Genomic DNA, 22,270 nt, shown 5'->3' on the forward strand with positions numbered 1-22,270 from the left:
CGCTGAGCCATGGATCGTTCCGTTTACCTATCGATGACCGGGGCGACGCAGATCATGCGCGCCCAGGACGCGGTGAGCCACAACCTGGCCAACGCTTCCACCGTCGGCTTTCGCACCGAACTCAACGCGTTCCAAAGCGTGCCGGTGCTCGGCGACGGCGAGGCCTCGCGCATCAACGCGGTGGCGCAGGGCGTGGGACAGGATCTGCGCCAAGGCTCGTCCATCACCACCGGTAATCCGCTGGACGTGGCGGTGCAGGGCGCAGGCTGGATCGCCGTGCAGACACCGGACGGAACGGAGGGCTACACCCGCGCCGGCGATCTGCAGCTCACCGGCGACGGTCAGCTCACCGATTCGCGCGGCAACGCGGTGCTCGGTGGATCGGGGCCGATCACGCTGCCGCCCGCGGCACAGGTAAGCATCGGACAGGACGGCACGATTTCGGCCGTGCCACTGGGGCAAGGGCCGAGTTCGGTGACCACGCTGGAGCGTATCCGGTTGGTCAATCCGGACCCGACTCAGCTGCAGCAGGGCGCCGATGGCCTGATGCACATGGCCGACGGCAGCCAGGCGCCGGCCGATACCGGAGTGAAGCTGGCCTCGGGCGTGCTCGAAGGCAGCAATGTGAATCCGTCCGCTGAGCTGGTGCGCATGATCGCGTTGTCGCGCCAGTACGACATGCAGGTGAAGTCCATCAAGAGTGCCGAGGACAACGCCGATTCCGCCAACAAATTGCTGCAGGCCAATTGAACCGCAAGCTCGCCTTTGGAGTGACCGATGTTTTCATCCTTGTGGACCGCCAAGACCGGCCTCGATGCGCAGCAGACGCGCATGGACGTCATTTCCAACAACCTGGCCAACGCCAACACCACCGCATTCAAAAGTTCGCGCGCGTCGTTCCAGGATCTGATGTACCAGAACAAGGGACAGCCAGGCGGCCAGACCACGGAGCAGACACTGTCGCCATCGGGCCTGATGCTGGGCACCGGCGTGCGCGTGGTCGGCACCGAAAAACTCTTCACCGAAGGCAACATCTCGCAGACGGGCAATTCGCTGGACGTGGCGATCCAGGGCCGCGGCTTTCTGCAGGTAAGCATGCCCGACGGCACCGTGGCGTATACCCGCGATGGCTCGCTGCACACCGATGCGAACGGGCAGGTCGTCACCGGCGACGGCTATCCGCTGGAGCCGGCGATCACCCTGCCCAAAAACGTGCAGAGCGTGAGCATCGGCAGCGACGGCACCGTATCCGCGACCACCACCGGCACCGCCGCGCCGGTCGTGGTCGGCACCATCCAGCTCGCCGATTTCGTTAACCCGGCCGGCCTGCAGCCGCAGGGCCAGAACCTGTATCTGGAGAGCGCCGCCAGCGGTTCGCCGCAGACCGGGCAGCCGGCCTTGAACGGCATGGGTTCGTTGGCACAGGGCTCGCTGGAATCGTCGAACGTCAACGTAGTGGCCGAGATGGTCAACATGATCGAGACGCAGCGCACCTACGAGATGAACTCCAAGGCGATCAGCAGCACCGACCAGATGCTGCAGACCCTGACCGACAAAATGTGAGCACGCCGATGTCGCCGAAACTTCCATTGCGCACCGGCCTGCTGCTGGCCGTCGCCATGCTCGGCGGCTGCGCCATGCCGATGCCGCGCGACGATGCCGCCTGGGCACCGACACCGCCGCAAGAACCGGCCGTGGCGCCGCCCTCGGATGGCGCGATCTACCACGCCGATCAAGGCATGGAATTGTTCGCCGATCCGCGCGCGCACCGTGTCGGCGACATCCTCACCATTGCACTGGTGGAAAGCACCCAGGCCAGCAAGAAGGCCACTACCAGCACCAGCAAGAAAGATAAAACCAGCATTGGCGCGCCGACGCTGCTTGGGCAGAGCGTCACGCTCGGTGGCAAGCCCGTGGACATCACCACGAACGGCGATCGCACCTTCGACGGCAGCGGCAACAGCAGTCAGAGCAATCAGCTGACCGGTCAGATCACCGTCACCGTGGCGCAGCGCTTGTCCAACGGCAACCTGCTGGTGCGCGGCGAGAAGTGGCTGACCATCAATCAGGGTCAGGAGTTAGTACGCATCTCCGGCATCGTGCGGCCACAGGATATTGGGCAGGACAACAGTGTGCCTTCGACACGTGTGGCGGATGCGCGCATTGCTTATACGGGGCGCGGGACGCTGGCTGAGGCCAACACTAAGGGATGGTTGTCGCGGTTCTTCAGTTCCAAGTGGATGCCGTACTGATGGAGGGTTTGCGGTCGCCGCACGCCACCGCTCTAGCTCCCTCTCCCCTCCGGGGAGAGGGTTGGGGTGAGGGGCGGGTGCTCGCGACGCCGCCTCTACTCCGTCATTCCGGCGAAGGCCGGAATCCAGTGCGTTGTCGCTTCGATTGTCGCGTTGTCGCGACCGGGCTCGCCTGCCGCGGGCTTCCGTCTCGCTGCCGCGAGCCGAGTCACTTTTCTTTGCTTGCCCAAAGAAAAGTGACTCGGCCTCCGGCAGGAGGACGAAAGCCCGCGGCAGGCGAACCAGGCCGCGACAACGCGAACATCGAAGCGCTCCACTACTGGGTCCCTGCCTACGCAGGGACGACGATAGCAACGCTGACGCAAGCACCCACCCCTCACCCCAACCCTCTCCCCAAAGGGGAGAGGGAGCACTCACTTATGCAACGGGTACGCAACATGCGACTCAAAGCAATCACGTTATTGGCGACCCTCGTGCTGGCAACGGGCCTCATCGCGCGCCCAGCCCACGCCGACAAAATCCGCGATCTGGCCCAAGTCGCAGGCGTCCGCAGCAACCAACTCATCGGCTACGGCCTCGTCGTCGGCCTCGACGGCAGTGGCGATCAGACCACGCAGGCGCCGTTCACTACGCAAAGCCTGGAGAACATGCTGCAGCAGTTCGGCATTACGGTGCCGGCGAATGTGCGGCCGCAGTTGAAGAATGCGGCGGCGGTGACGATCACGGCGCAATTGCCGCCGTTTGCGAAACCGGGGCAGCAGATTGATGTCACGGTGGCTTCGATCGGTAACGCCAAGAGCATTCGGGGTGGTGAGTTGTTGATGACGCCGCTGCGCGGTGCCGATGGCAATGTCTATGCGATGGCGCAGGGCAGTGTGGTGGTTGGAGGCATCAGTGCGCAGGGCAAGAGCGGCTCCAGCGTGCAGGTGAATATTTCCGCCAGCGGTCGCGTGCCGAACGGTGCGACAGTGGAGCGCAGTGTGGCGTCATCGTTTGGTGGCGGCACTGGCAGCAATAGCGATCTGGTGTTGAATCTCAACACGCCAGACTTCGTCACCGCTGGCCGCATTGCCGATGCGGTGAATCGCGCTTACGGCACAGGCACGGCGCAGCCGCTCGATGGCGGTTCGGTGGCGGTGCGTGCGCCGCTCGATCCCAGTCAGCGCGTGTCCTGGCTGGGCGCCATCCAGTCGTTGGATGTCACGCCAGGCGATGCGCCGGCGCGTGTGGTGGTCAATTCCCGCACCGGCACGGTGGTGATCGGCTCGGATGTGCGGGTCAGTGCCGCGGCGGTGGCGCACGGTTCGATCCAGGTCACCATCGGCGAGCAGCCGCTGGTCAGCCAGCCGGCGCCGTTCGGTCAAGGCCAGACGACGGTGGTACCCAGCAGCTCCGTGCAGGTGAGTGAGAACGGTGGCCACATGTTCAAGTTCGGGCCCGGTGCCAGCCTGGATGCAATCGTGCGTGCGGTGAATCAGGTGGGTGCTTCGCCCAACGATCTGATTTCGATCCTGCAGGCGCTGAAACAAGCCGGTGCGCTGCATGCGGAATTGGTGGTGATCTGACATGACGCTGCCCGGCGACGTCATGCGCAGTGTGGATACCTGGACTGATCTGTCCGGGTTCAAGACGCTGCAGCAATCCGCGCAAGCGGATGCGAAGTCTGCGCTACCGGTGGTGGCGAAGCAGTTCGAGTCGATCTTCACCCAGATGATGCTCAAATCCATGCGCGACGCGAGCGGCAGCGACGGGCTGTTCGATAGCCAGGCCAGCAACACCTGGCGCGAGATGTTCGATCAGCAGCTGTCCCTCAATCTGTCCCAGCACGGCAAGGGCCTCGGTATTGCGCAGATGCTGGTGCGCCAGCTTGGAGGCGCATCGAGCGGCACGGATGCAGCGGCCACCCCGACAGCCGACGATTGGCAACAGCGTCTCGGCTCGGTGATGCATGCCGCCGGCTCGGTCGCGGAGAAAGCCGTGAGCTGGCTGCCGGAAGATGCGCAAGCGTTCGTGCGCGATCTTGCGCCGCAAGCGGCGAAGGTGGCCAAACAGCTCGGCGTATCCGTACGTGCTGTGCTGGCGCAGGCTGCGCTAGAGACGCAGTGGGGTCAGCACATGCCGCAAAGCCAGGGCAAGAGCAGCAACAATCTGTTCGGCATGAAGGCCGGTTCGAGCTGGGACGGGGCCAAGGTCAACGTGCCGACGTTGGAATTCGAGGATGGCGTGGCGGTGCGCCGCAACGCGCAGTTCCGCGCTTACAAGTCGCCGGCAGATTCGCTGGCCGACTACGCGCGGCTGATTACCGACAACCCGCGCTACGCCCAGGCGCTGGGTCACGGCGACGACGTGCTGGGTTTTGCCAAGGGCCTGGTCAATGGCGGCTACGCCACTGACCCGTCGTATGCGCACAAGCTGGCCGCCATCGCGAACAGTCCGCAGATGCGCCAGGCGCTTGATGCGCTCAAGAAAGTGATCGGTGCGCCGATCCCCTCAGAGTGATGTATCCAGGAAAACCCTACGTGATGAGTGTCGAGTCTCGGCTAGCGCGATTTTCTCCTCCCCTTGCTCGCAGGGGGAGGCCGGGAGGGGGTGAGCACTTGCGAAAGCCTCTATCGAAACGCTTTCTCAAGTACTCACCCCTCCCCAGCCCTCCCCTGCAAGCAGGGGAGGGAGCAGTAACTCGCGAAGCTGAGATTCGGTGCGAATCAGGAAAACCCCATGGCTAACCTACTCAGTACCGCGGTGTCGGGACTCAACGCGGCCCAGGTCGCGCTGAATACCGTCGGTAACAACATCAGCAACACGAACACCGACGGCTATAGCCGCCAGATCGTGCAGCAGGTGGAAAGTGTCACCCAGCCCGGTCCTCAGTACACCATCGGCACCGGCGTGGACGTGGTGTCGGTGCAGCGCGCTTATAGCGATTATTTGACCCAGGCGGTGTGGAGTAACAACTCCAGCCTGCAGCGCGCGACCGCCTACAACGGTCTGGCCGGCAGCTTGAACAGCCTGCTCAGCAATGGTGGCGATCTGCAAGGTTCGCTGGATGGTTTGTACGGCGGCTTCAGCGCGGTGGCGAATACGCCGGGCGTGTCGTCCACGCGTCAGGCCTTGCTCGGCAGCGCCAGCGCATTGACCACCGTATTCAACACGCTGGGCCAGCAGCTGGCTTCGCAGCAGAGCCAGGTCAACGGCAAGATCGGCAGTACGGTGCAGAGCATCAACTCGGCGGCCAGCAGCATCGCCGATCTCAATGCGCGCATTGCCCAATCCGGCACCACCGGTGTGCCCAACAATCTGCTCGACCAGCGCGATGCGATGGTGAAGACGCTCTCCGGTTATCTGGGGGTTTCCAGCTACAACCAGCCCGACGGCACCGTCAGCGTTTACTCCAGCAACGGCCAGGCGCTGGTGGTCGGCGGCAAATCGTATGCGCTGTCGACCGCGAGGGACGCCTACGATACGAACCGCACCAACGTGCTCGACAGCAGTGGCACGGATGTCACCAGCAAGATCAGTGGTGGCTCGCTCGGCGCGTTGCTGGATTTTCGCGGCAATGTGCTGGACAACGTGCAGAACCAGTTGGGCCGGGCTGCGGTGGCACTGTCTTCCAGCGTCAATGCGCAGCAGGCCAAGGGCCTGGACATGAATGGCCAGCAGGGCGGGCCGATGTTCAGCGTGCCTTCCCCGGCGGTGCTGCCCAACGGTGGCAACCAGGGCAGTGCGACGATCGCGGCCAGCGTCAGCGATGTTTCCAAGCTGACCAGCGCCGACTACGTCATGCGTTACGACGGCAGCGCGTGGAACCTCAAGACCACGGCGGGCCAAAACGTGGCGTTGACGACGAATGCCGACGGCAGCCTGTCGGCCGATGGGTTGACCCTTGCGCTCTCGGGTACGCCGAAGGCAGGCGACAGCTATCTGATCGAGCCGACGCGCCAGGCAGCGAGCGGCCTCACCATGACCATGACCGATCCGAACAAGATCGCCGCGGCCGCCGCGCTGACGACCTCGGCCAGTGGCACGAACACGGGCAGCGCCAAGGTCGCCGGCATCAGCGTGCAGGATGCGTCCAATGCAGCGCTGCTCAGCAATGCCAAGGTGAGCTTCCCTACGGCAGGCACGTATCAGGTCGCCAACAGCGCAGGTACGGTACTCGCCAGTGGCAGCTACACAGCGGGCCAGACGATCTCCGCCAACGGTTGGAATATGACGCTGTCGGGCACGCCGGCTGCCGGCGACAGTTTTGCCGTGAGCGCCAACAGCAATGGGCTCAAGGACAACAGCAACGCCCTGGCGCTGGCCGGGCTGGCCGACAAGGGTGTGCTGGATGGCGCGGCCACGTCGGTGATCGCCGCCTACGGCAACCTGACAACCCAGGTCGGCACCGTCGGCAGCCAGGCCGCGACCGGTCTCACCACGCAAACCAGTCTCTACAACCAGGCAGTGTCGTCCCAGCAAAGCGTGTCCGGCGTCAATCTCGACGAAGAGGCCGCGAGCATGGTGCGCTATCAGCAGGCCTATCAGGCTTCGGCCCAGGTCATTTCCACGGCGCAGACCATCTTCGGAAGTCTGCTCAACGCCATGCACGGGTGATCGCGATGCGCCTTTCCACCAGTTGGATGTACCAGCAGTCGCTGAGCAGCATGCTCAACCAGCAAAGCTCTGTGGCTGCTTCGCAGAACCAGGTCACCACCGGCAAACGCATCAACGTGCCTTCGGACGATCCGGCCGGGGCGGGGCAGGTGATCAGCCTCAACCACATCATGGCGGCCAATACGCAGTATTCGAGCAACATCGACAGCGCGACCACGCGACTCAACACCGAAGCCAGCGTACTCACTTCGGTCAACGGTTTGCTGGACCAGGCGCGCACGCTGGGCCTGCAGGGCATCAACAGCACGCTGGCGCCCGCCGACCGCGCCAGCATGGCCAGCCAGCTCAGCCAGATGCGCGATCAGCTGGTGCAGCTGGGCAACAGCACCGACAGCAACGGCAACGCACTGTTTGCCGGAACGGCCACTACCACGGCGCCGTTCCAGGCGGGCGCGGGCGGCAATGTGAGTTATGTCGGCAATGGTGTGCAGCAAATGGCCGCGATTGGCGCGGGTCTGCAGCTGCCGACGGGCGACTCCGGTGCCGGCTTGTTCATGAATATTCCGGCCGGCAACGGCAGCTTTGTCGCCGCGGCGGGCAGCACCAATACCGGCTCGCTGCTGGTGGGCGCCAACAGCGTGGCGGATCTATCGGCGTGGAACGCCGCGCTGCCAGCCAGTGGCGGCGGCTACACCATCACCTTCGGTGCGGGCGGCGCATGGACTGCGGCGGATGCGCATGGCAATCCGGTGTTGAACAGCAGCGGCAGCCCGGTGGGCGGTACCTACACCGACGGCGGCAGCATCAGTTTCAACGGACTCACCGTTGCCATGAGCGGCACGCCGGCAGCGGGCGACACCGTGTCGGTGAAGGCCGGCACCCAACAAGATGTTTTCACCACGCTCAACACCATGATCGCCACGCTGCAAGGCGGCGGCAGCGAAGTGCAGATCGCCAACGGCTTGAGTCGCCAACTGGAATCGTTGGATCAGGCGCAGTCCGCCGTGGCCAATGTGCAGGTATCGGTCGGCGGTCGGCTCAACACCTTGCAGACGCAGCAGAACACCTATACCGACCTCAACGTCACCTACAAGGCGGCGCTGTCGGGCGTGCAGGATGTCGACGCCTATACAGCGATCAGCAACCTCAGCCTGCAGTCGGCCTCGCTGCAGGCATCGCAGCAGGTGTTTGCGCAGGTGAAGTCGATGAGCCTGTTCAACTATCTCAAGTGATCTGTTGCGCGGGCCAGTGGTTTTGTGACCTGCGCCTAATGCATGCGGGCGAACGACGCAAGCAAAGCTCTCAAGTAATTCCGATCAGAGCCGAAACACTCCTTGAGGCGGATGGCACTCCGAGACAAAGGAACCTTGCCGCCGGGATGAGTAAGGCCCAAACAATCCGGCCAATGGTTCCGTAGGAGATATCCATGTCACTTGTTATCAATACCAACGTTTCTTCGCTGACCGCCCAGAACAACCTGACGAAGTCGCAGAGCGCCCTGGCCATGGCCACCCAGCGCTTGTCCTCGGGCCTGAAGATCAACAGCGCCAAGGACAACGCCGCGGGCTACGCGATCTCCACCCGCTTCACCACCCAGATCGGCGGCATCGGCCAGGCCAGCTCCAATGCCAGCGACGCCATCTCGCTCTCGCAGACCACGCAGTCGGCACTGGACCAGGTCACCTCCAACCTGCAGGCCATCCGCGACCTCGCCGTGCAGTCGGCCAGCGGCAACTACACCACCACCGACCGTCAGGCGATCGACACCGAAGTGCAGCAGCGCCTGTCGGAAATCACCCGCATCGCCAACCAGACCGACTTCAACGGTAAGAAGGTGCTGGACGGTTCCACCGGCACGCTGACCTTCCAGGTCGGTGCCAACGTGGGCCAGACCATCAGCGTGTCGATGAACCAGGGCGTGAAGACCAGCCAGCTGGGCGCGATCTCCGAGGTCTCCACCGGCGACATCGCTGCGGCCACCTTCAACACCACCACCACGCCGGCCACGGCGGGCTCGGTCGTCGGCAGCATCGCCGCTCCCACCGACTACAGCGTCACCTCCGCCGCATTCACGGTGGACGGCCATGCCGTGAACCTCAATGCCAACTACGGCACCGCCGCCGCCACGGTAGCGGCAGTCCAGACCCAGTTGAACGCAGCCGCTCCGGGCACCTATTCGGTCTCCAGCGCGGGCGGCAAGCTGAGCATCGCGACCACCGCTACGGGTGCCGGCGCCGCCGCCCCGGTGCTGGCGGGTGCCGGTGTGGCCACTGCCTTCGGTGGCGCTCCGGTGTCCACCGCAGGTGCAGCGGCGGTGACCACCCCTGCGCCGATCGCCAGCGAAGGACTCACCGTCAACGGTACCGCGATCGATACCAGCAAAGTGAAGACCGTGCAGGACCTGTCTGACGCCATCAACGCCTCCAATATCAGTGGCGTGAGCGCGGCGGTCAGCTCCGACGGCAAGGGCATCAACATCTATTCCAGCGATACCACCAATGGCTTGAAGGTCGGCGATACCGGCGCTGCGGTCATCACGGGATCCTCCACCGGCAACGGTGCTGCCTACACCGCCAATACCCAGCTGACGGCAGCGGGCTCCCTGGCCACTGGCAACGTGCAGACGGTGGATTCCTCGAACGATCTGATCTCGCGCGTCGACGTTGCGCTGAGCACGGTGAGCAACTTGAACAGCACGCTGGGCGCGGTGCAGAACCGCTTCCAGTCCACCATCTCCACGCTGAGCTCGATGTCGACCAACTTGACGGCTTCGCAGTCCACCATCCGCGACGCCGACTTCGCTACCGAAACGGCGAACCTCAGCAAGGCCAACATCCTGCAGCAGGCCGGTATCTCGGTGCTGTCGCAGGCCAACTCGCAGCCGCAGCAGGTGCTGAAGCTGTTGCAGTAACAGAGGACGGCCGGCCGGGACTCTCCTGTGTCCCGGCCGTCTGGCCGCTGGTTTTTCCGTTCGACGGCATCGCGACAAACGATGCCGCCGAGCGCAAACAGGAGCCGCCGGCAAAGTCCTTGCGTCCGGGCGAGGGTTTTGCCGGCGACTCGCGCAGTCCGCTTCGCGCAGGAGCGGTATGGATTGAATACTGACGAGGGTCGCCATGACGACTACCAGCGCTACATCCGGCAATAGCCTGAGCTCCTTGCTCAGTTCACTGACATCGGGCGGTTCGTCGGGCTCGTCCTCGAGCGGCGGGTCATCGTCCACTTCGGGGACCGGCACGCTCAGCTCGGCGGGTATCGGCTCGGGTCTCAACGTGACCCAGATCGTGACTGCGCTGGTCAATGCCAGGCAGGCGCCGCAGCAGGGACAGATCAACACACACACCAAGCAGACCAACGATCTGCTCAACGGCCTGTCATCGCTCAGTTCCGCGCTGACCCCGCTGCAGGCCGCGCTTACCAAGCTCGCCGCCGGCAGCACCTTCAGCAGCTATGCGGCGAGCCTGAGTACGTCCAGCGTCGGCACGGCCAGCACCTTGAGCAACGCCACGCCTGGCAACTACGCGCTCAATGTCACCCAGTTGGCCACCGCGCAGAAGCGCACCAGCGATTCCTATGTCAGCGGCACCGCGGTGGGCGCGGGCACGCTGAACATCGCGGTGGGCAGCAGCAGTGTGAGCATCAGCGTGTCGGCCACGGCTTCGCTGTCGGACATCGCCACGGCGATCAACCAGGCATCCGGCAATCCGGGCGTCACCGCCTCGGTGGTCAACGGTAGTGCCGGCTCGCAGCTGATGGTGAGCTCCAGCAAGACCGGCATCGCCAACGGTTTCTCGATCAGCGCCGGCAGCGGCAGCAGCGCGGGCCTTGCCACGCTGGCCAACAAACTCAACACCGCCGGCAGCAATGAGGCGCTGGACGCGCAGCTGACCATCGACGGCATCGCCGTCGACAGCGCCACCAACACCGTGACCGGCGCCCTGAACGGGGTGACGCTCAACCTGGCGGCCACGGGCAGCACGCGGCTCGTGGTGACACAGGACAACAGCGGCCCGCAGGCGGCGGTACAGGCCTTCGTCGACGCGTACAACGGCTACGCCGGTACCGTCGCGCAGCTGTCCAGCTACGACAAGACCAGCGGCACCGCTGGCGTGCTGCTCGGCGATACCACCCTTGGTTCCTTGCAGCGCCAGATGTCAGGCGTGCTGGGCAGCGCGGTTCCCGGCAACAGCATCGGTACGCTGGCCAGCCTGGGCATTACGCGCAAAGCCGACGGCTCCATGGCGCTCGATACCGGCAAGCTCACCGCGGCGCTGAATGCGAACCCGAATGCCGTAAGCAGCCTGTTCGGCGGTAACAACGGCTACGCGACCCGGCTCAATACGGCGCTCAATGGCTATACCTCGCCCAACAGCATCATTCCGTCGCGGATCAAGAGCCTCAATGCCGCACTGACCAAGCTGAGCGGCCAGCAGACCGATCTCAATGCGCGCATGGCGACGTATCAGAAACAGTTGCAGACCCAGTACACCAACCTCGACTCGCTGATGTCGCAGTTGAACAGCACCAGCAGCTACCTGACCACGGTGCTGCAGCAAATGACGTCCAGCAATTCGAAGAACTGATCGCTGAGGAACCGAGATGAGTTACGGATACATGCGCAACGCTAGCGCGATCTACCAGGAAAACAGCGCCCGTGGTGGCGTCGAGGGTGCCGATCGCCATCAACTGACCGCCATGCTGTTCGACGGCTTGATCGATCGTATCAATCAGGCCCGTGGCGCGATGATGTGCGGCAATGTGGCGACCAAGGGCACCAATTTTTCTCGCGCGCTCGCCATTATCGGTGAGCTGCGCGATAGCCTGGATCACGAGGCCGGCGGCGAACTGAGCGCACGCCTCGACGCGCTGTACGACTACGTCGCACGCCGTCTGCTGCACGCACAGCTCCATGACGACGTGCGTGCCATCGACGAGGCTTTGCGGTTGCTTGCGCCGGTGCGGGAAGCCTGGCTGCAGATTCGCGATACCTATTTGGCCTCGCAAGATCAGGCACAGGGCGCGGCGGCGTGAGCGGGCTGGCCCATGCCCTGCAGCTGAGCACGCAGATGCTGGAGTGCGCGCGGCGCGGTGAATGGGAGCGAGTGGCGGAGCTGGAAGCCGAAAGAGCGGCTGCGTTGACCTCGCTGGTCGAGGCCGAGCCGGCGGCCGTGCACACGTTGTTGGAGCAGAATCGCGAGTTGACCCTGCTGACGGCGGCGGCTCGGGGTGAGATAGGCCGCGCGATGGGCGAGCAACGTCATGCGCATCGGGCGCTGAACGCTTATCTTGGCGCCGGTGTTGAGGCCTGACGCGGAGAAATTCACTGCGGACGGCGCTGCGCGAATGCACCATTCCCGACGGCGACGCCCAGCCCCGGCGTCGAGGCTCCGTCGCCTGACGGGGTAGATGGCGGCATGCGCCGCCCATGGCGAGGGGCTTATGCGAGACGAATCCTGGCAGGCGTTTTCCGAACGGGTCGACTACGAGGACCGCCTTCACGTCGATTGCATGGCACTGAGTGAGCCCATGCACGAGGCCGAGGCCACTGCGTTGCGCGAGCGGAACCTGAACGTGCTTACGACGTTGACGGCATTCGATGAGCGTCGCAGCGATGCCATCGAAGACGAAACGCCGCTGATGCAGGAGCTGGCGCGCATCGACAGCAAGTTGAATGTGTTGATGGCGGTGGTCGATCGTCTGTTGTTGCCGGAAGTGAATCTTCCCGCGCGCCAACCCATTCGCTTCAACGCCGTTGGCGCCTTGCTGCCCGGCGCATTGCTACCGCCTGGCGCAGCTTCCATTCTCCTGCGTATCCATTTCGACGCTTGTCGCGCTTTGCCACTGGAATTGCCGGCAAATATCACCGCGCATCGCATCGACGACATGGCTTTCGTTGCATTCGAAACCGTTGGCGAATCGGTCGGCGAAGGGCTGGAACGGCTCGTGTTTAGACACCACCGACGCAAAGTGGCAGGTGCGCGTCAGTCTGCGCAGTGACATTTCGACAATGTGCTCTTCACAAATGTGAATAGCGTCGTTAACGCATGTGATCAACATCACAAATTCGACGGCTTGTCTCGCGAGATCGTGACAGGTGGCACGATTTTTATGCGCGTCCGCTCAAGTTAGGAATGTTCGTAAACCTTAGAAATTCATGTGTTTGTGGTTTCTTGCGATGCCGCATAGTCGCTTTGGATCGAGCGAAGTGACGCATTTGGTACGACGAAACAGTGATTGCCTTGGCCTCTTTTTTGCTGAACAGTTCCCAACGGGCGACAAGGATTTGTCGCGACCGGATTAGGGGGGCCCGTCCTCAGGTACAGGTCCGGAATCAGCAGTGCTTGCAGTACGAGTAGAGACACGCCAATGCATACCTTCGATATCCCCGTCATCGAATCTGATGCCATCCGCGCCGACGCTGTCGTGTCGGCTCTCCAGTTTCTTGGTCACCGCCCTCAGCTTCGCGACGATTGCTTGACGGCCCGCGGTGCGGCGCAAGATTGGCGCGCGATCTATATCGGACACGTAACCGATATCGACACCTTCCATCGGCAGCTCAATCAGCTGGGTGAACGCGAACGACAGCTGCCGATCCTGCTTGCATCGGACTCGCCGCTGGTCGGTGTTTTGACGGCGATGGATTCCCGTCACGCCAGCCGGGTCGAACTGATCGAATTCCCGTTGCGCTATGAGCGCGTCGCCGAGGCCATGCGCAGCCTGCTCGCGCGCGCATCCGCCAGTCATCAAGGCCAGGGGCGTTTCGTTGGCAGCTCAAACACCATGAGTCGCGTGCACTCGCTGGTGCGACAGGTGGCGCCCTTCGATTCCAGCGTGCTGGTGTTGGGCGAATCCGGCACCGGCAAGGAAATGGCTGCGCGCATGATCCACGATTGCTCGACGCGAAGGGATCAACCGTTCATCGCCATAAATTGCGGAGCGATTCCGGCGGAGCTGCTTGAGAGCGAGTTGTTCGGACACGAAAAGGGCGCATTTACCGGTGCGATCAGCTCCCGCAAAGGGCGGTTCGAGCTGGCTGAGGGGGGCACGCTGTTCCTCGACGAAATCGGCGACATGAGTCTGTCGATGCAGGTGAAGCTGCTGCGTGTGTTGCAAGAGCGCGTGTACGAACGCGTCGGCGGCAATCGCACACAGCGCTGCGATGTACGCATCATCGCGGCGACCCATCGCAATCTTGAGCAAGCCATCGCCAACGGCCAATTCCGCGAAGACCTTTTCTATCGTCTCAGCGTGTTTCCGTTGGAGATGCCCTCGCTGCGTCAACATCTCGACGATCTGCCCGAGCTGATCGGCGAATTCAATCAGCGCCTGCTGCGTCGTGGACTTGGCGGTGTGCGCCTGAGTGTCGGTGCCATGAACGCGCTGCGCGGCTATCCGTGGCCGGGCAATGTGCGCGAGCTGTCGAATCTGATCGAGCGTCTGGCGATCCTGTATCCCCACGGCGAGATTCGCGTCGGCGATCTGCCGGAAAAATATCGCGGCGCGCTTCCGACCGATGAGGTCTGCGGCGCAGCCCTCATCGCCCTGATGGAAGATCGCGCAAACACATCGTCGATGGCGCTGCCGGAGCTGGCGACCGAATCACTGGTCTTGCTGCCCGAAGGCGGTCTCGATCTTAAAGATCATCTGGCTGACATCGAGGTGGGCTTGATCCGTCAAGCGCTCGACGCCACCGGCGGTGTGGTGGCGCATGCGGCGAAGTTGTTGCGCATGCAACGCACGACGTTGGTGGAGAAGCTGCGCAAGTACGGCTTGCAGGCCAGCTTGCAGGTTTCGTGAAGCTTCGCTCCCTCTCCCTTTTGGGGAGAGGGTTGGGGTGAGGGGCGGGTGCTCGCGACAACCTCTCATTAGTCGTCACCCCGGCGCAGGCCGGGGTCCAGTGGCGTTGCCGTTTGATGTTCGCGTTGTCGCGACCTGGCTCGCCTGCCGCGGGCTTTCGAACCGCTGTCGCGGTCCGAGTCACTTTCTCTTGCTTGCCCAAGAGAAAGTAACCAAAGAGAAGGGCACCCCGGTTACGCGCCCTCCGGCTTCGCCTGCGGGTTCGTGAGGTCTGGCCGGGCTTTTCGACACGACGTCCCTGTCGTGTCGAAAAGGCGCAGGCATCCATGCCTACGCCCCCTTCGGGGCCTGATCGTCCAGCCCTCACCGCTGCACAGGGGACCCGTGCACGGCTCGCTGGCGCATCGCCGCGCGTTGCTCACCGCTGCACAGCGGCACAACGTCAAAAGCAAACCTGTAGGAGCGCACCCTGTGCGCGATTCGGCCCGACAGGGCCGCGCTCTTTCGACTCACTACTACCGGGCACTGCTTTGCAGAGCCTTCGCGCACAGGGTGCGCTCCTACCGATGCGTGATGCGCGTGCATTGCCACGTCGACAACACATGGCACGCCTCGTGCATCTACCCACTTATTCGTGGTCACGCGTTGGAAATCCGTCATGAGTCAGCCGTCATGAGTCAGCCGTTATGAGTCAGCCGTTATGAGTCAGATCGATATCAACAGCATGTTGTCTCAGATGCGACAGCTCTCCACGCAGGTGCGCATGCCGGAGACTTCGTTCGCTCGCGCGGCGAATGCGGCGCAGGGTGAAGACTTTGGCGCGCTGTTGCGTCAATCAATCATCGCGGTCGGACAGACTCAGATGGAAGCCGGTCGGCTCGCCGCGTCGTTCGAGCGCGGCGATGAAGGTGCTGATCTGGGTCGCACGATGGTGGCGGTGCAGAAGGCCGGTCTCTCGCTGAGCGCGCTGACGGAAGTGCGTAACAGGATGGTGGATGCCTACAAGGACATCATGAATATGCCCGTTTGAGTGAGGCGTAAGGAGTGATGAGTGAGAGCGCGAAAATCGAGGCGCTCCGCGTGCTGGATGTGCCCAGCAATCCCACGTCCTGATCTCTTACTCCTCACTCCTCATCACTCACTCCTGGCTCCATACCTTTCCCGCGTCTACGAACGCCTCCCGACCCTGAGCGACCTAAATGGCCGAGAACGCCCTCGCGCAGTCCGACAACGGTACGCGCCTGGACCCCCTGAAGAATCTCGCGCAGAGCCCCGCCGCAAGGCAGCTGCTGTTGCTGATCGGCGTGGCGCTTGCGGTGGCGTTCGGTGTGGCTGTGGTGTTGTGGTCGCGCGGTCCGAACTTTGCGTTGTTGTATGCAGGGCTCGATCAGAAAGATGCCGCCGCGGTAACGCAGGCGTTGCAGGCATCCAATACGCCGTATCAGTTGGGCACGGATGGCTCGTCGATCTCGGTGCCAGCGGCGAGTCTCGCCGCCGTGAAGTTGAAACTCGCCGCGCAGGGCCTGCCGCAGGGCAGCGTCGGCAGCACCAGCGTGCCGGGTGCCGACTCGCCATTCGGTATGAGCGATCTGGCTGAGCGCACGCGTTACCAGCAGATGCTGGAGACGGACCTGGGTAACACCATCGCCGGGCTGCAGTCGGTGCGCGCCGCGCGTGTGCATCTGGCGCTGCCCAAGCCCTCCGCCTTCATTCGCGACAATCATCAGGCCAGCGCATCCGTGCTGGTCACGCTTTATTCGGGACGCCAGCTGGATGCCAGCCAGGTGGCGGCGATCGTGCATCTGGTGTCGTCCAGCGTGCCCGAACTCGATCCGAAGCAGGTGTCCGTGGTCGATCAACAAGGCCAGCTGCTCACCACCACCGATCCGGATAACGCCGCCGCGGTGGGCGACAGCCGGCTGCGTCTGGCTACGCGTATCGAGAACACCTACGCGCAGCGTATCGAGGCATTGCTGACGCCCTTGGTGGGGCCGGGCAAGGTGCGCGCGCAGGTCTACGCGGATCTTGATTTCAGCCAGACCGAGAAGGCCACCGAGACCTACGATCACGAACACCCCGCGCTGCGCAGCGAGCAGACCAGCAGCCAGCAACACAAGGACGGCGCGGATAGCGGCGCCGTGCCCGGCGCCCTGAGCAATCAGCCGCCGAACACCACGGCGCAGCCCACCGCGGCGAAGCCCGGAGCCGGTGGTGCGGGCGCCGCCAAGACGACGGCCACCGCTTCATCGGGCAGCGGCGAAAACTCCAGCAGCGCCACGCGCAATTACGAACTCGATCGCACCATCAGTCACGTCACCGACCCGGCAGGCCGCCTCGCGCGTCTTACCGTGGCCGTGGTGGTCGACAACAAACTGGCGAGCGGGGACAAGGGCCCCAGCAGCGTGCCGTTCACGCCGCAGGAGCTGGGGCACCTCACCGAACTGGCCAAGAACGCCGTGGGCTATAGCGAAGCGCGCGGCGACAGCGTCAGCGTGATCAATCAGCCGTTCCACAACGCGTCGGGAGAAGAAACGCCGGCGGAGCAACCGTTCTGGCAACGCCCCGGCATGATCGATCTGATCAAGCAGGGCGGTGGCGTGTTGATCGCACTGGTGATCGCCTTCGGTCTGCTGCGGCCGCTGCTGCGCGGCGTATTCAAGGGACCGGTTCCGGCCATGCAGGCGGCGCTGCCGTCGCCGCTGCCCACGGTGTCGGTGCGCATCCAGGACGAACCCGAGAATGAAGGCGACGCGCGCATGCGGCTCAATGCGCTGTCGGCGACGTCGTACGAACAACGTGTCGGCTTGGCCAGGCGCATGGTCAACGACAACCCCAAACAGGTGGCGCAGGTCGTGAAGAATTGGGTGGGCGAGGATGGCGGCTGATCAATCCCATATCAACGGCGCGCAGCGCGCGGCGATCCTCCTGCTGACGCTGGGCGAGCAGGAGGCGGCCGAGGTGCTCAAGCACCTGTCCGCGCGCGACGTGCAGGCGGTGGGGCAGGCGATGGCCGCCCTCACCAACGTGTCGCGCGACCAGGTGGAGTTCGTGCTCGGTCGTCTCGATGAGGACATGGGGCGCCATACCTCGCTCGGTGTCGGCACCGAGGAATACATCCGCAAGATCCTGGTCAACGCACTGGGCGAGAACAAAGCGGGCGGCTTGATCGATCGCATCCTGCTCGGCCGCACGAGTAAGGGGCTGGAGTCGCTGAAGTGGATGGAGAGCCGTGCCATCGCGGAGATGATCGGCCAGGAGCATCCGCAGATCATCGCGCTGGTGCTGGCGCATCTGGAGCCGGACCAGGCCGCCGAAGTGATCGGCTACATGCCGCCGCGCGTACGCAGCGATGCCGTGATGCGCATCGCCACGCTCGACGGTGTGCAGCCGCATGCCTTGAACGAGCTGGACGAGATCATGGAGCGCCAGTTCTCCGGCAACACCAACAAACTCAAATCCGCCAACGTGGGTGGACTGAAGGCGGCGGCGGACATCCTCAACGCGATGGAGTCCAGCCGCGAAGCCGAGCTGATGGCATCGATCCGTGGCCACGACTCGTCACTGAGCGGCCGCATCGAAGAACTGATGTTCGTGTTCGAAGATCTGGGCGACCTGGACGACCGCAGCATGCAGGCGCTGCTGCGCGAGGTGCCGTCGGCACGCCTGGTCACGGCGCTGAAGGGCGCAGAAGCGAGCGTGCGCGAACGCATCTTCGCCAACATGTCCAAGCGCGCCGCCGACATGTTGCGCGACGATCTGGAAGTGAAGGGGCCGGTGCGTCTCAGCGAAGTGGACGCGGCGCAGAAAGAAGTGCTGCAGATCGCACGCAAGTTGGCCGATGCCGGGCAGATCAGCCTGCAGGCCGGCGGTGACGAGTTCGTCTGATGGGAGTCATGCTCACGCGCGAGGAGATGGCCGACTACCTGCGCTGGGAGCCGCCGCAGGTAGGCGCCATGCCCGCATCGGCGGCAGAGCCCGTGGCCGCGTCCGCGCCGCCCACGGTGGCCGATCTGGAAGCGCTGGAACGCGAAGCGCATGACGAAGGTTATGCCACCGGCCTCGCCGAAGGACGTGCCGCAGCGACGCATGAGCTGGCCGCGCAGCAGGCGCGCCTGGAGAGTTTGTTCGCCTCTGCCTCGCGTCCGCTGGAGTCTCTGGACGATCTGACCGAGCTGGAACTGGCGCGGCTGGCGATGGTGGTGGCGCGTCGAGTGGTAGCACGCGAGCTGCAACTCAGTCCCGATCTGATCGTGCAAACCGTGCGCCAGGCTGCGATGGCGTTGCCGTCGGCCACGCGCAGGGTACGCGTCTATGTGAATCCAAGCGACTTGGTATTGATCCGCGCGCAAGAAGCCACCGAAGCCCATTGGGAATTGCACGCCGACCCCACCCTGCAACCTGGCGATTGCCGCCTGGAAAGCGAGCACTCTCGATTGGATGCGCGCGTCGACGTGCGTCTGGCCGCCGTGATCGACGCCGTGCTTGGCGACGAAAGCGCCGATCTCTACAACGAACTGGATGGCGTCGTGCCATGAGCACACAAGGCGCCGCACCAGCGTCACGCCAGCAACGCTGGCAAGAGCGCTTGGCGCGTCGTCGACGCCGCGCCGAAGCAGCCGAGCCACTGGTCGTGGAAGGGCGCTTGCGTCGTGTGGTCGGACTGACGCTGGAAGCCGAAGGCTGTGAAGCGCCGCTCGGTTCGCGCTGCATGGTCGCCACGGCGAACGGCGCCGAACTGGAAACCGAAGTGGTCGGCTTCGCCGATGAGCGCCTGTTGCTGATGCCGGTCACCGAGATGCACGGCGTGCTGCCGAATGCTCGCGTGCGGCCCAGCGGCCAGGCCGGTGGCTTGCCTGTGGGCGCAGCGTTGCTGGGCCGCGTGATCGGCGCCGACGGCGTGCCGCTCGATGGAATGGGGCCGCTGGAAGTGGACGATCAGGCCGTGCTGAAAGGCGCGCCGATCAACCCGATGGAACGCAAACCCATCGACACGCCGCTCGATACCGGCGTGCGCGCGATCAACGCCATGCTCACCGTGGGGCGCGGTCAGCGCCTCGGCCTGTTTGCCGGTTCCGGCGTGGGCAAGTCGACCTTGCTGGGCATGATGACGCGCTATACCGATGCCGACGTCGTCGTGGTCGGCCTGATCGGCGAGCGTGGCCGCGAAGTGAAGGAATTCGTCGAACATACACTGGGCGCAGAAGGCCGTGCCCGCGCGGTGATCGTCGCTGCGCCAGCCGACGCGCCGCCACTCAAACGCCTGCGTGGTGCGCAATACGCTACGGCGATTGCGGAATGGTTTCGCGATCGTGGGCAACGCGTGTTGTTGCTGATGGATTCGATTACCCGCTATGCGCAGGCACAGCGCGAAATCGCCCTGGCGATCGGCGAGCCGCCCGCCACTAAGGGCTACCCGCCGTCCGTGTTCGCCCTGTTGCCGGCCCTGGTCGAGCGCGCCGGTAACGATGCCGAGGGGCGCGGTTCGATCACCGCGTTCTACACCGTGCTGACCGAGGGCGACGACTATCGCCACGACCCGATCGCCGATGCCTCGCGCGCGATTCTTGACGGCCACATCGTGCTTTCGCGCGACTTGGCCGAAGCCGGCCATTACCCGGCCATCGACATCGAAGCCTCGATCAGCCGCGTGATGCCGGCCGTGGTGGCGCGCGACCATCTGCGGGCGGCGCAGCGCTTTCGTCAGGTCTATTCCGCGTATCGCCAGCAACGCGATCTGATCGCTGTGGGTGCGTATCAGAAGGGCTCCGATCCCGCGGTGGACCAGGCCATCGCCCTGTGGCCACGTTTGCGCGGCTTTCTGCAGCAAGAGGTCGACGAACCCACATTGCTGGACCAGTCGGTCGCGATGCTCCAAAACATCGCAGCCGAGGTGAACGGATGAAGTCGCGCGCCAGCCAACTCACTCCGGCCGTGGATCAGGCGCGCCAGCATTGTGAGGATGCCGTGCAGCGTCTGGCCGAACAACAGCGACGCTTTGCCGACGCCGAGCGCCAGCTGGCCGAATTGCGCCGCTACCACGCCGAATACGCCATCGGCGCCAAGAACGGTGGGCTCAGCGTGACCGCGCTGCTCAATCAACAGCACTTTGCGGAAAAGATCGATCGCGCGATCGGCCAGCAGATCCACGAGGTAGAGCGTCAGCGCCGCCTGCTGGAACAAGCCGGCGGCGCCTGGCGCGCGGCGCATGCACGCGAGAAGGCGCTCGACAGTGTGGTCGACCGCTATCGCGAGCAGGGGCAGCGGAGCGAAGAGCGCCGCGAACAGAACGACATCGACGAACGCATGCAAAACCGCCGCACGCCGCCACGCGTGTCCAAGGCCTGACCGGAGTTAGTCACCATGAGTCTCTCCATTCCCATGCCCGCCAAAACCGCCGCCATCTCCCATGCGAGCGATCCGGTACGGAGCTTGTCGCCGGACACCGCCGCGCAAACAGATCATGGTGCTTTCGGCCGTCAGTTGCATGCGGCGAAAAGCCAGGCGGGCAATGCCCCCGCACCTGCGCGGCCAGCGTCGAAGACGACGGCCGTGCGGACGCGTTCAACGACACACGCCACGCAGCCGTCCACGGCTTCGCAGAGTAAGACGTCCGCCGACGCGCCACCGTCTTCCGCGTCCGCATCGTCAACCGGATCGACAGACGTCTCGATGCAAGCATCAGAGACCTCGGGCAAGAATCCGGACACTGCCAAGACGGACAGCAACGCCAGCAAGCAGGCACCGCTGGCGGTGATGTTGAGCATGTTTGGTCCTATCCCGTTGGCGGCGACACCCGTGGTTGCCGCCGCGCCGGTCCAAGGCGATGGCGCGCTGGGTGGTGTGGCAGCGCAAGCGACCACATCCGGCCTGCCGGCGTCGATCCTCGCCGGCATCAAGGCAGCGACGGCCGCCGTCGCCACGGTCGATCCGGCCATGACCAATTCAGCGGGCGCAAAGCCAGGAACCGCCAATGGCGACGGCGATACGACGGAGACCGTCGACGCTTCGTCGGCGAACATGGCGATGACCGCGGAAAAATCGGTGATCCAGGCCCTGGCCGCAGCGACTCATGGCGATGGCGCGTCGAACCAGCAGAGTGGCGAGCGCAAAGACGATGCGCAACCAAACATGCTCAGCGGTCTGATCCCGCTCAGCGGCAACCTGTCGACACCCGCCACGTCAGCCGCGCATGCGCTCACCATGACAGCACCGGCCGGCACGCCGACCTTTACTCAGGAACTGGGCCAGCAGGTCGCGTGGCTGGGCGGTCAACAAGTGAAAGAGGCCCGCATCCGGTTGCAACCGCAAGAGCTCGGCACGTTGGACGTCAAAGTCAGCGTCGAACACAACCGCGTCGACGTCAGCTTCACGGCGCAACATTCAGCCGCCGTCACCGCCGTGCAGCAAAGCCTTGGTCAATTGGATTTGATGTTGGCCGGGCAAGGCTTGTCATTAGGGCAGGCGCACGTAGGGCAGCAGGATCGTGGTCGTGCAGGGCAGGGCGGCACAGGCGCGACGGCGAGTCAGGCAGACGAGGCAGAGCCGGTCGCTCAATCCGCGGCAGTGGCCGTGCGCACCGTTGCACTGGGTTTGCTGGATACCTTTGCCTAGCTCCGTGCGCTGGC

At 64.2% G+C, this 22,270-nt stretch carries 20 protein-coding genes; all 20 read left to right on the top strand.

The annotated features are described in order from the left end of the window. Nucleotides 1-9: 9 nt before the first annotated feature. The 20 genes from flgF (at nt 10) to OUZ45_RS16780 (ending at nt 22,256) form a co-directional block, all read left to right on the top strand. Entirely contained in the window at nt 10-750 is a 741-nt protein-coding gene (flgF, locus tag OUZ45_RS16680) for a flagellar basal-body rod protein FlgF (RefSeq protein ID WP_266171286.1), read from the top strand. 27 nt (nt 751-777) lie between these two features. Further along, nucleotides 778-1,563 carry a flagellar basal-body rod protein FlgG gene (gene flgG / locus OUZ45_RS16685; protein ID WP_266171287.1) on the top strand — a complete coding sequence of 262 codons (786 nt, stop codon included), beginning with the start codon at nt 778-780 and terminating at the stop codon, nt 1,561-1,563. Between the two features lie 8 nt (nt 1,564-1,571). Continuing rightward, nucleotides 1,572-2,252 carry a flagellar basal body L-ring protein FlgH gene (flgH, locus tag OUZ45_RS16690; RefSeq protein WP_266171288.1) on the top strand — a complete coding sequence of 227 codons (681 nt, stop codon included), beginning with the start codon at nt 1,572-1,574 and terminating at the stop codon, nt 2,250-2,252. A 437-nt stretch (nt 2,253-2,689) separates the two neighbouring features. Further along, entirely contained in the window at nt 2,690-3,817 is a 1,128-nt protein-coding gene (locus OUZ45_RS16695; RefSeq protein WP_266171289.1) for a flagellar basal body P-ring protein FlgI, read from the top strand. A 1-nt stretch (nt 3,818) separates the two neighbouring features. Next, on the top strand, nt 3,819-4,751 hold the full coding sequence (flgJ, locus tag OUZ45_RS16700; protein WP_266171290.1) for a flagellar assembly peptidoglycan hydrolase FlgJ: 933 nt from the start codon (nt 3,819-3,821) through the stop codon (nt 4,749-4,751). A gap of 219 nt (nt 4,752-4,970) precedes the next feature. Next, nucleotides 4,971-6,848: a flagellar hook-associated protein FlgK gene (gene flgK / locus OUZ45_RS16705; RefSeq protein WP_266171291.1), complete on the top strand. Its 1,878-nt coding sequence runs from the start codon at nt 4,971-4,973 to the stop codon at nt 6,846-6,848. 5 nt (nt 6,849-6,853) lie between these two features. Beyond that, on the top strand, nt 6,854-8,080 hold the full coding sequence (flgL, locus tag OUZ45_RS16710) for a flagellar hook-associated protein FlgL (RefSeq protein WP_266171292.1): 1,227 nt from the start codon (nt 6,854-6,856) through the stop codon (nt 8,078-8,080). Between the two features lie 194 nt (nt 8,081-8,274). After that, nucleotides 8,275-9,759: a flagellin N-terminal helical domain-containing protein gene (locus OUZ45_RS16720; RefSeq protein ID WP_323137574.1), complete on the top strand. Its 1,485-nt coding sequence runs from the start codon at nt 8,275-8,277 to the stop codon at nt 9,757-9,759. A 205-nt stretch (nt 9,760-9,964) separates the two neighbouring features. Further along, entirely contained in the window at nt 9,965-11,431 is a 1,467-nt protein-coding gene (gene fliD / locus OUZ45_RS16725; RefSeq protein WP_266171293.1) for a flagellar filament capping protein FliD, read from the top strand. A 16-nt stretch (nt 11,432-11,447) separates the two neighbouring features. Next, entirely contained in the window at nt 11,448-11,879 is a 432-nt protein-coding gene (gene fliS / locus OUZ45_RS16730; protein WP_266171294.1) for a flagellar export chaperone FliS, read from the top strand. Next, on the top strand, nt 11,876-12,157 hold the full coding sequence (locus OUZ45_RS16735) for a flagellar protein FliT (protein WP_266171295.1): 282 nt from the start codon (nt 11,876-11,878) through the stop codon (nt 12,155-12,157). The genes fliS and OUZ45_RS16735 overlap by 4 nt, the downstream gene beginning before the upstream one ends. A 130-nt stretch (nt 12,158-12,287) precedes the next feature. Further along, nucleotides 12,288-12,845 (top strand): PilZ domain-containing protein, encoded by a 558-nt coding sequence (locus tag OUZ45_RS16740; RefSeq protein WP_266171296.1) that lies wholly within the window; start codon nt 12,288-12,290, stop codon nt 12,843-12,845. A 369-nt stretch (nt 12,846-13,214) separates the two neighbouring features. Next, nucleotides 13,215-14,645 carry a sigma-54 dependent transcriptional regulator gene (locus tag OUZ45_RS16745; RefSeq protein WP_266171297.1) on the top strand — a complete coding sequence of 477 codons (1,431 nt, stop codon included), beginning with the start codon at nt 13,215-13,217 and terminating at the stop codon, nt 14,643-14,645. A gap of 700 nt (nt 14,646-15,345) precedes the next feature. After that, a complete protein-coding gene (gene fliE, locus OUZ45_RS16750; RefSeq protein WP_266171298.1) occupies nt 15,346-15,675 on the top strand; it encodes a flagellar hook-basal body complex protein FliE in 330 nt (109 codons plus the stop codon). Nucleotides 15,676-15,844: 169 nt separating this feature from the next. Beyond that, nucleotides 15,845-17,530, top strand: a complete 1,686-nt coding sequence (gene fliF / locus OUZ45_RS16755) for a flagellar basal-body MS-ring/collar protein FliF (protein WP_266171299.1) — start codon at nt 15,845-15,847, stop codon at nt 17,528-17,530. A gap of 10 nt (nt 17,531-17,540) precedes the next feature. Next, complete coding sequence (fliG, locus tag OUZ45_RS16760; protein WP_266171343.1) at nt 17,541-18,530, top strand: flagellar motor switch protein FliG; 990 nt, start codon at nt 17,541-17,543, stop codon at nt 18,528-18,530. Further along, the gene (locus OUZ45_RS16765) at nt 18,530-19,180 is read left to right on the top strand and encodes a FliH/SctL family protein (protein WP_266171300.1); all 651 of its coding nucleotides are present in this window, start codon (nt 18,530-18,532) and stop codon (nt 19,178-19,180) included. Before fliG ends, OUZ45_RS16765 begins: the two co-directional genes overlap by 1 nt. After that, nucleotides 19,177-20,547, top strand: coding sequence for a flagellar protein export ATPase FliI (gene fliI / locus OUZ45_RS16770; protein WP_266171302.1), 1,371 nt, complete (start codon nt 19,177-19,179; stop codon nt 20,545-20,547). The genes OUZ45_RS16765 and fliI overlap by 4 nt, the downstream gene beginning before the upstream one ends. Next, nucleotides 20,544-20,990 (top strand): flagellar export protein FliJ, encoded by a 447-nt coding sequence (gene fliJ / locus OUZ45_RS16775; protein ID WP_266171303.1) that lies wholly within the window; start codon nt 20,544-20,546, stop codon nt 20,988-20,990. Before fliI ends, fliJ begins: the two co-directional genes overlap by 4 nt. 15 nt (nt 20,991-21,005) lie before the next feature. Then, nucleotides 21,006-22,256, top strand: coding sequence for a flagellar hook-length control protein FliK (locus OUZ45_RS16780; protein WP_266171304.1), 1,251 nt, complete (start codon nt 21,006-21,008; stop codon nt 22,254-22,256). Nucleotides 22,257-22,270 lie beyond the last annotated feature (14 nt).

The sequence above is a fragment of the Dyella subtropica genome (assembly GCF_026283965.1).
GTDB classification, from domain to species: domain Bacteria; phylum Pseudomonadota; class Gammaproteobacteria; order Xanthomonadales; family Rhodanobacteraceae; genus Dyella_D; species Dyella_D subtropica.

Excerpts from the sequence above, each read along its gene's own strand:
- fliF (WP_266171299.1), top strand. The coding sequence starts at position 15,845 with ATGGCCGAGAACGCCCTCGCGCAGTCCGACAACGGTACGCGCCTGGAC.
- OUZ45_RS16780 (WP_266171304.1), top strand. The coding sequence starts at position 21,006 with ATGAGTCTCTCCATTCCCATGCCCGCCAAAACCGCCGCCATCTCCCAT.
- flgJ (WP_266171290.1), top strand. The coding sequence starts at position 3,819 with ATGACGCTGCCCGGCGACGTCATGCGCAGTGTGGATACCTGGACTGAT.
- OUZ45_RS16740 (WP_266171296.1), top strand. The coding sequence starts at position 12,288 with ATGCGAGACGAATCCTGGCAGGCGTTTTCCGAACGGGTCGACTACGAG.
- fliD (WP_266171293.1), top strand. The coding sequence starts at position 9,965 with ATGACGACTACCAGCGCTACATCCGGCAATAGCCTGAGCTCCTTGCTC.
- flgF (WP_266171286.1), top strand. The coding sequence starts at position 10 with ATGGATCGTTCCGTTTACCTATCGATGACCGGGGCGACGCAGATCATG.
- OUZ45_RS16765 (WP_266171300.1), top strand. The coding sequence starts at position 18,530 with ATGGGAGTCATGCTCACGCGCGAGGAGATGGCCGACTACCTGCGCTGG.
- fliS (WP_266171294.1), top strand. The coding sequence starts at position 11,448 with ATGAGTTACGGATACATGCGCAACGCTAGCGCGATCTACCAGGAAAAC.
- flgH (WP_266171288.1), top strand. The coding sequence starts at position 1,572 with ATGTCGCCGAAACTTCCATTGCGCACCGGCCTGCTGCTGGCCGTCGCC.
- flgL (WP_266171292.1), top strand. The coding sequence starts at position 6,854 with ATGCGCCTTTCCACCAGTTGGATGTACCAGCAGTCGCTGAGCAGCATG.
- OUZ45_RS16745 (WP_266171297.1), top strand. The coding sequence starts at position 13,215 with ATGCATACCTTCGATATCCCCGTCATCGAATCTGATGCCATCCGCGCC.
- flgG (WP_266171287.1), top strand. The coding sequence starts at position 778 with ATGTTTTCATCCTTGTGGACCGCCAAGACCGGCCTCGATGCGCAGCAG.
- OUZ45_RS16720 (WP_323137574.1), top strand. The coding sequence starts at position 8,275 with ATGTCACTTGTTATCAATACCAACGTTTCTTCGCTGACCGCCCAGAAC.
- fliE (WP_266171298.1), top strand. The coding sequence starts at position 15,346 with ATGAGTCAGATCGATATCAACAGCATGTTGTCTCAGATGCGACAGCTC.
- fliI (WP_266171302.1), top strand. The coding sequence starts at position 19,177 with ATGAGCACACAAGGCGCCGCACCAGCGTCACGCCAGCAACGCTGGCAA.
- OUZ45_RS16695 (WP_266171289.1), top strand. The coding sequence starts at position 2,690 with ATGCGACTCAAAGCAATCACGTTATTGGCGACCCTCGTGCTGGCAACG.
- fliJ (WP_266171303.1), top strand. The coding sequence starts at position 20,544 with ATGAAGTCGCGCGCCAGCCAACTCACTCCGGCCGTGGATCAGGCGCGC.
- flgK (WP_266171291.1), top strand. The coding sequence starts at position 4,971 with ATGGCTAACCTACTCAGTACCGCGGTGTCGGGACTCAACGCGGCCCAG.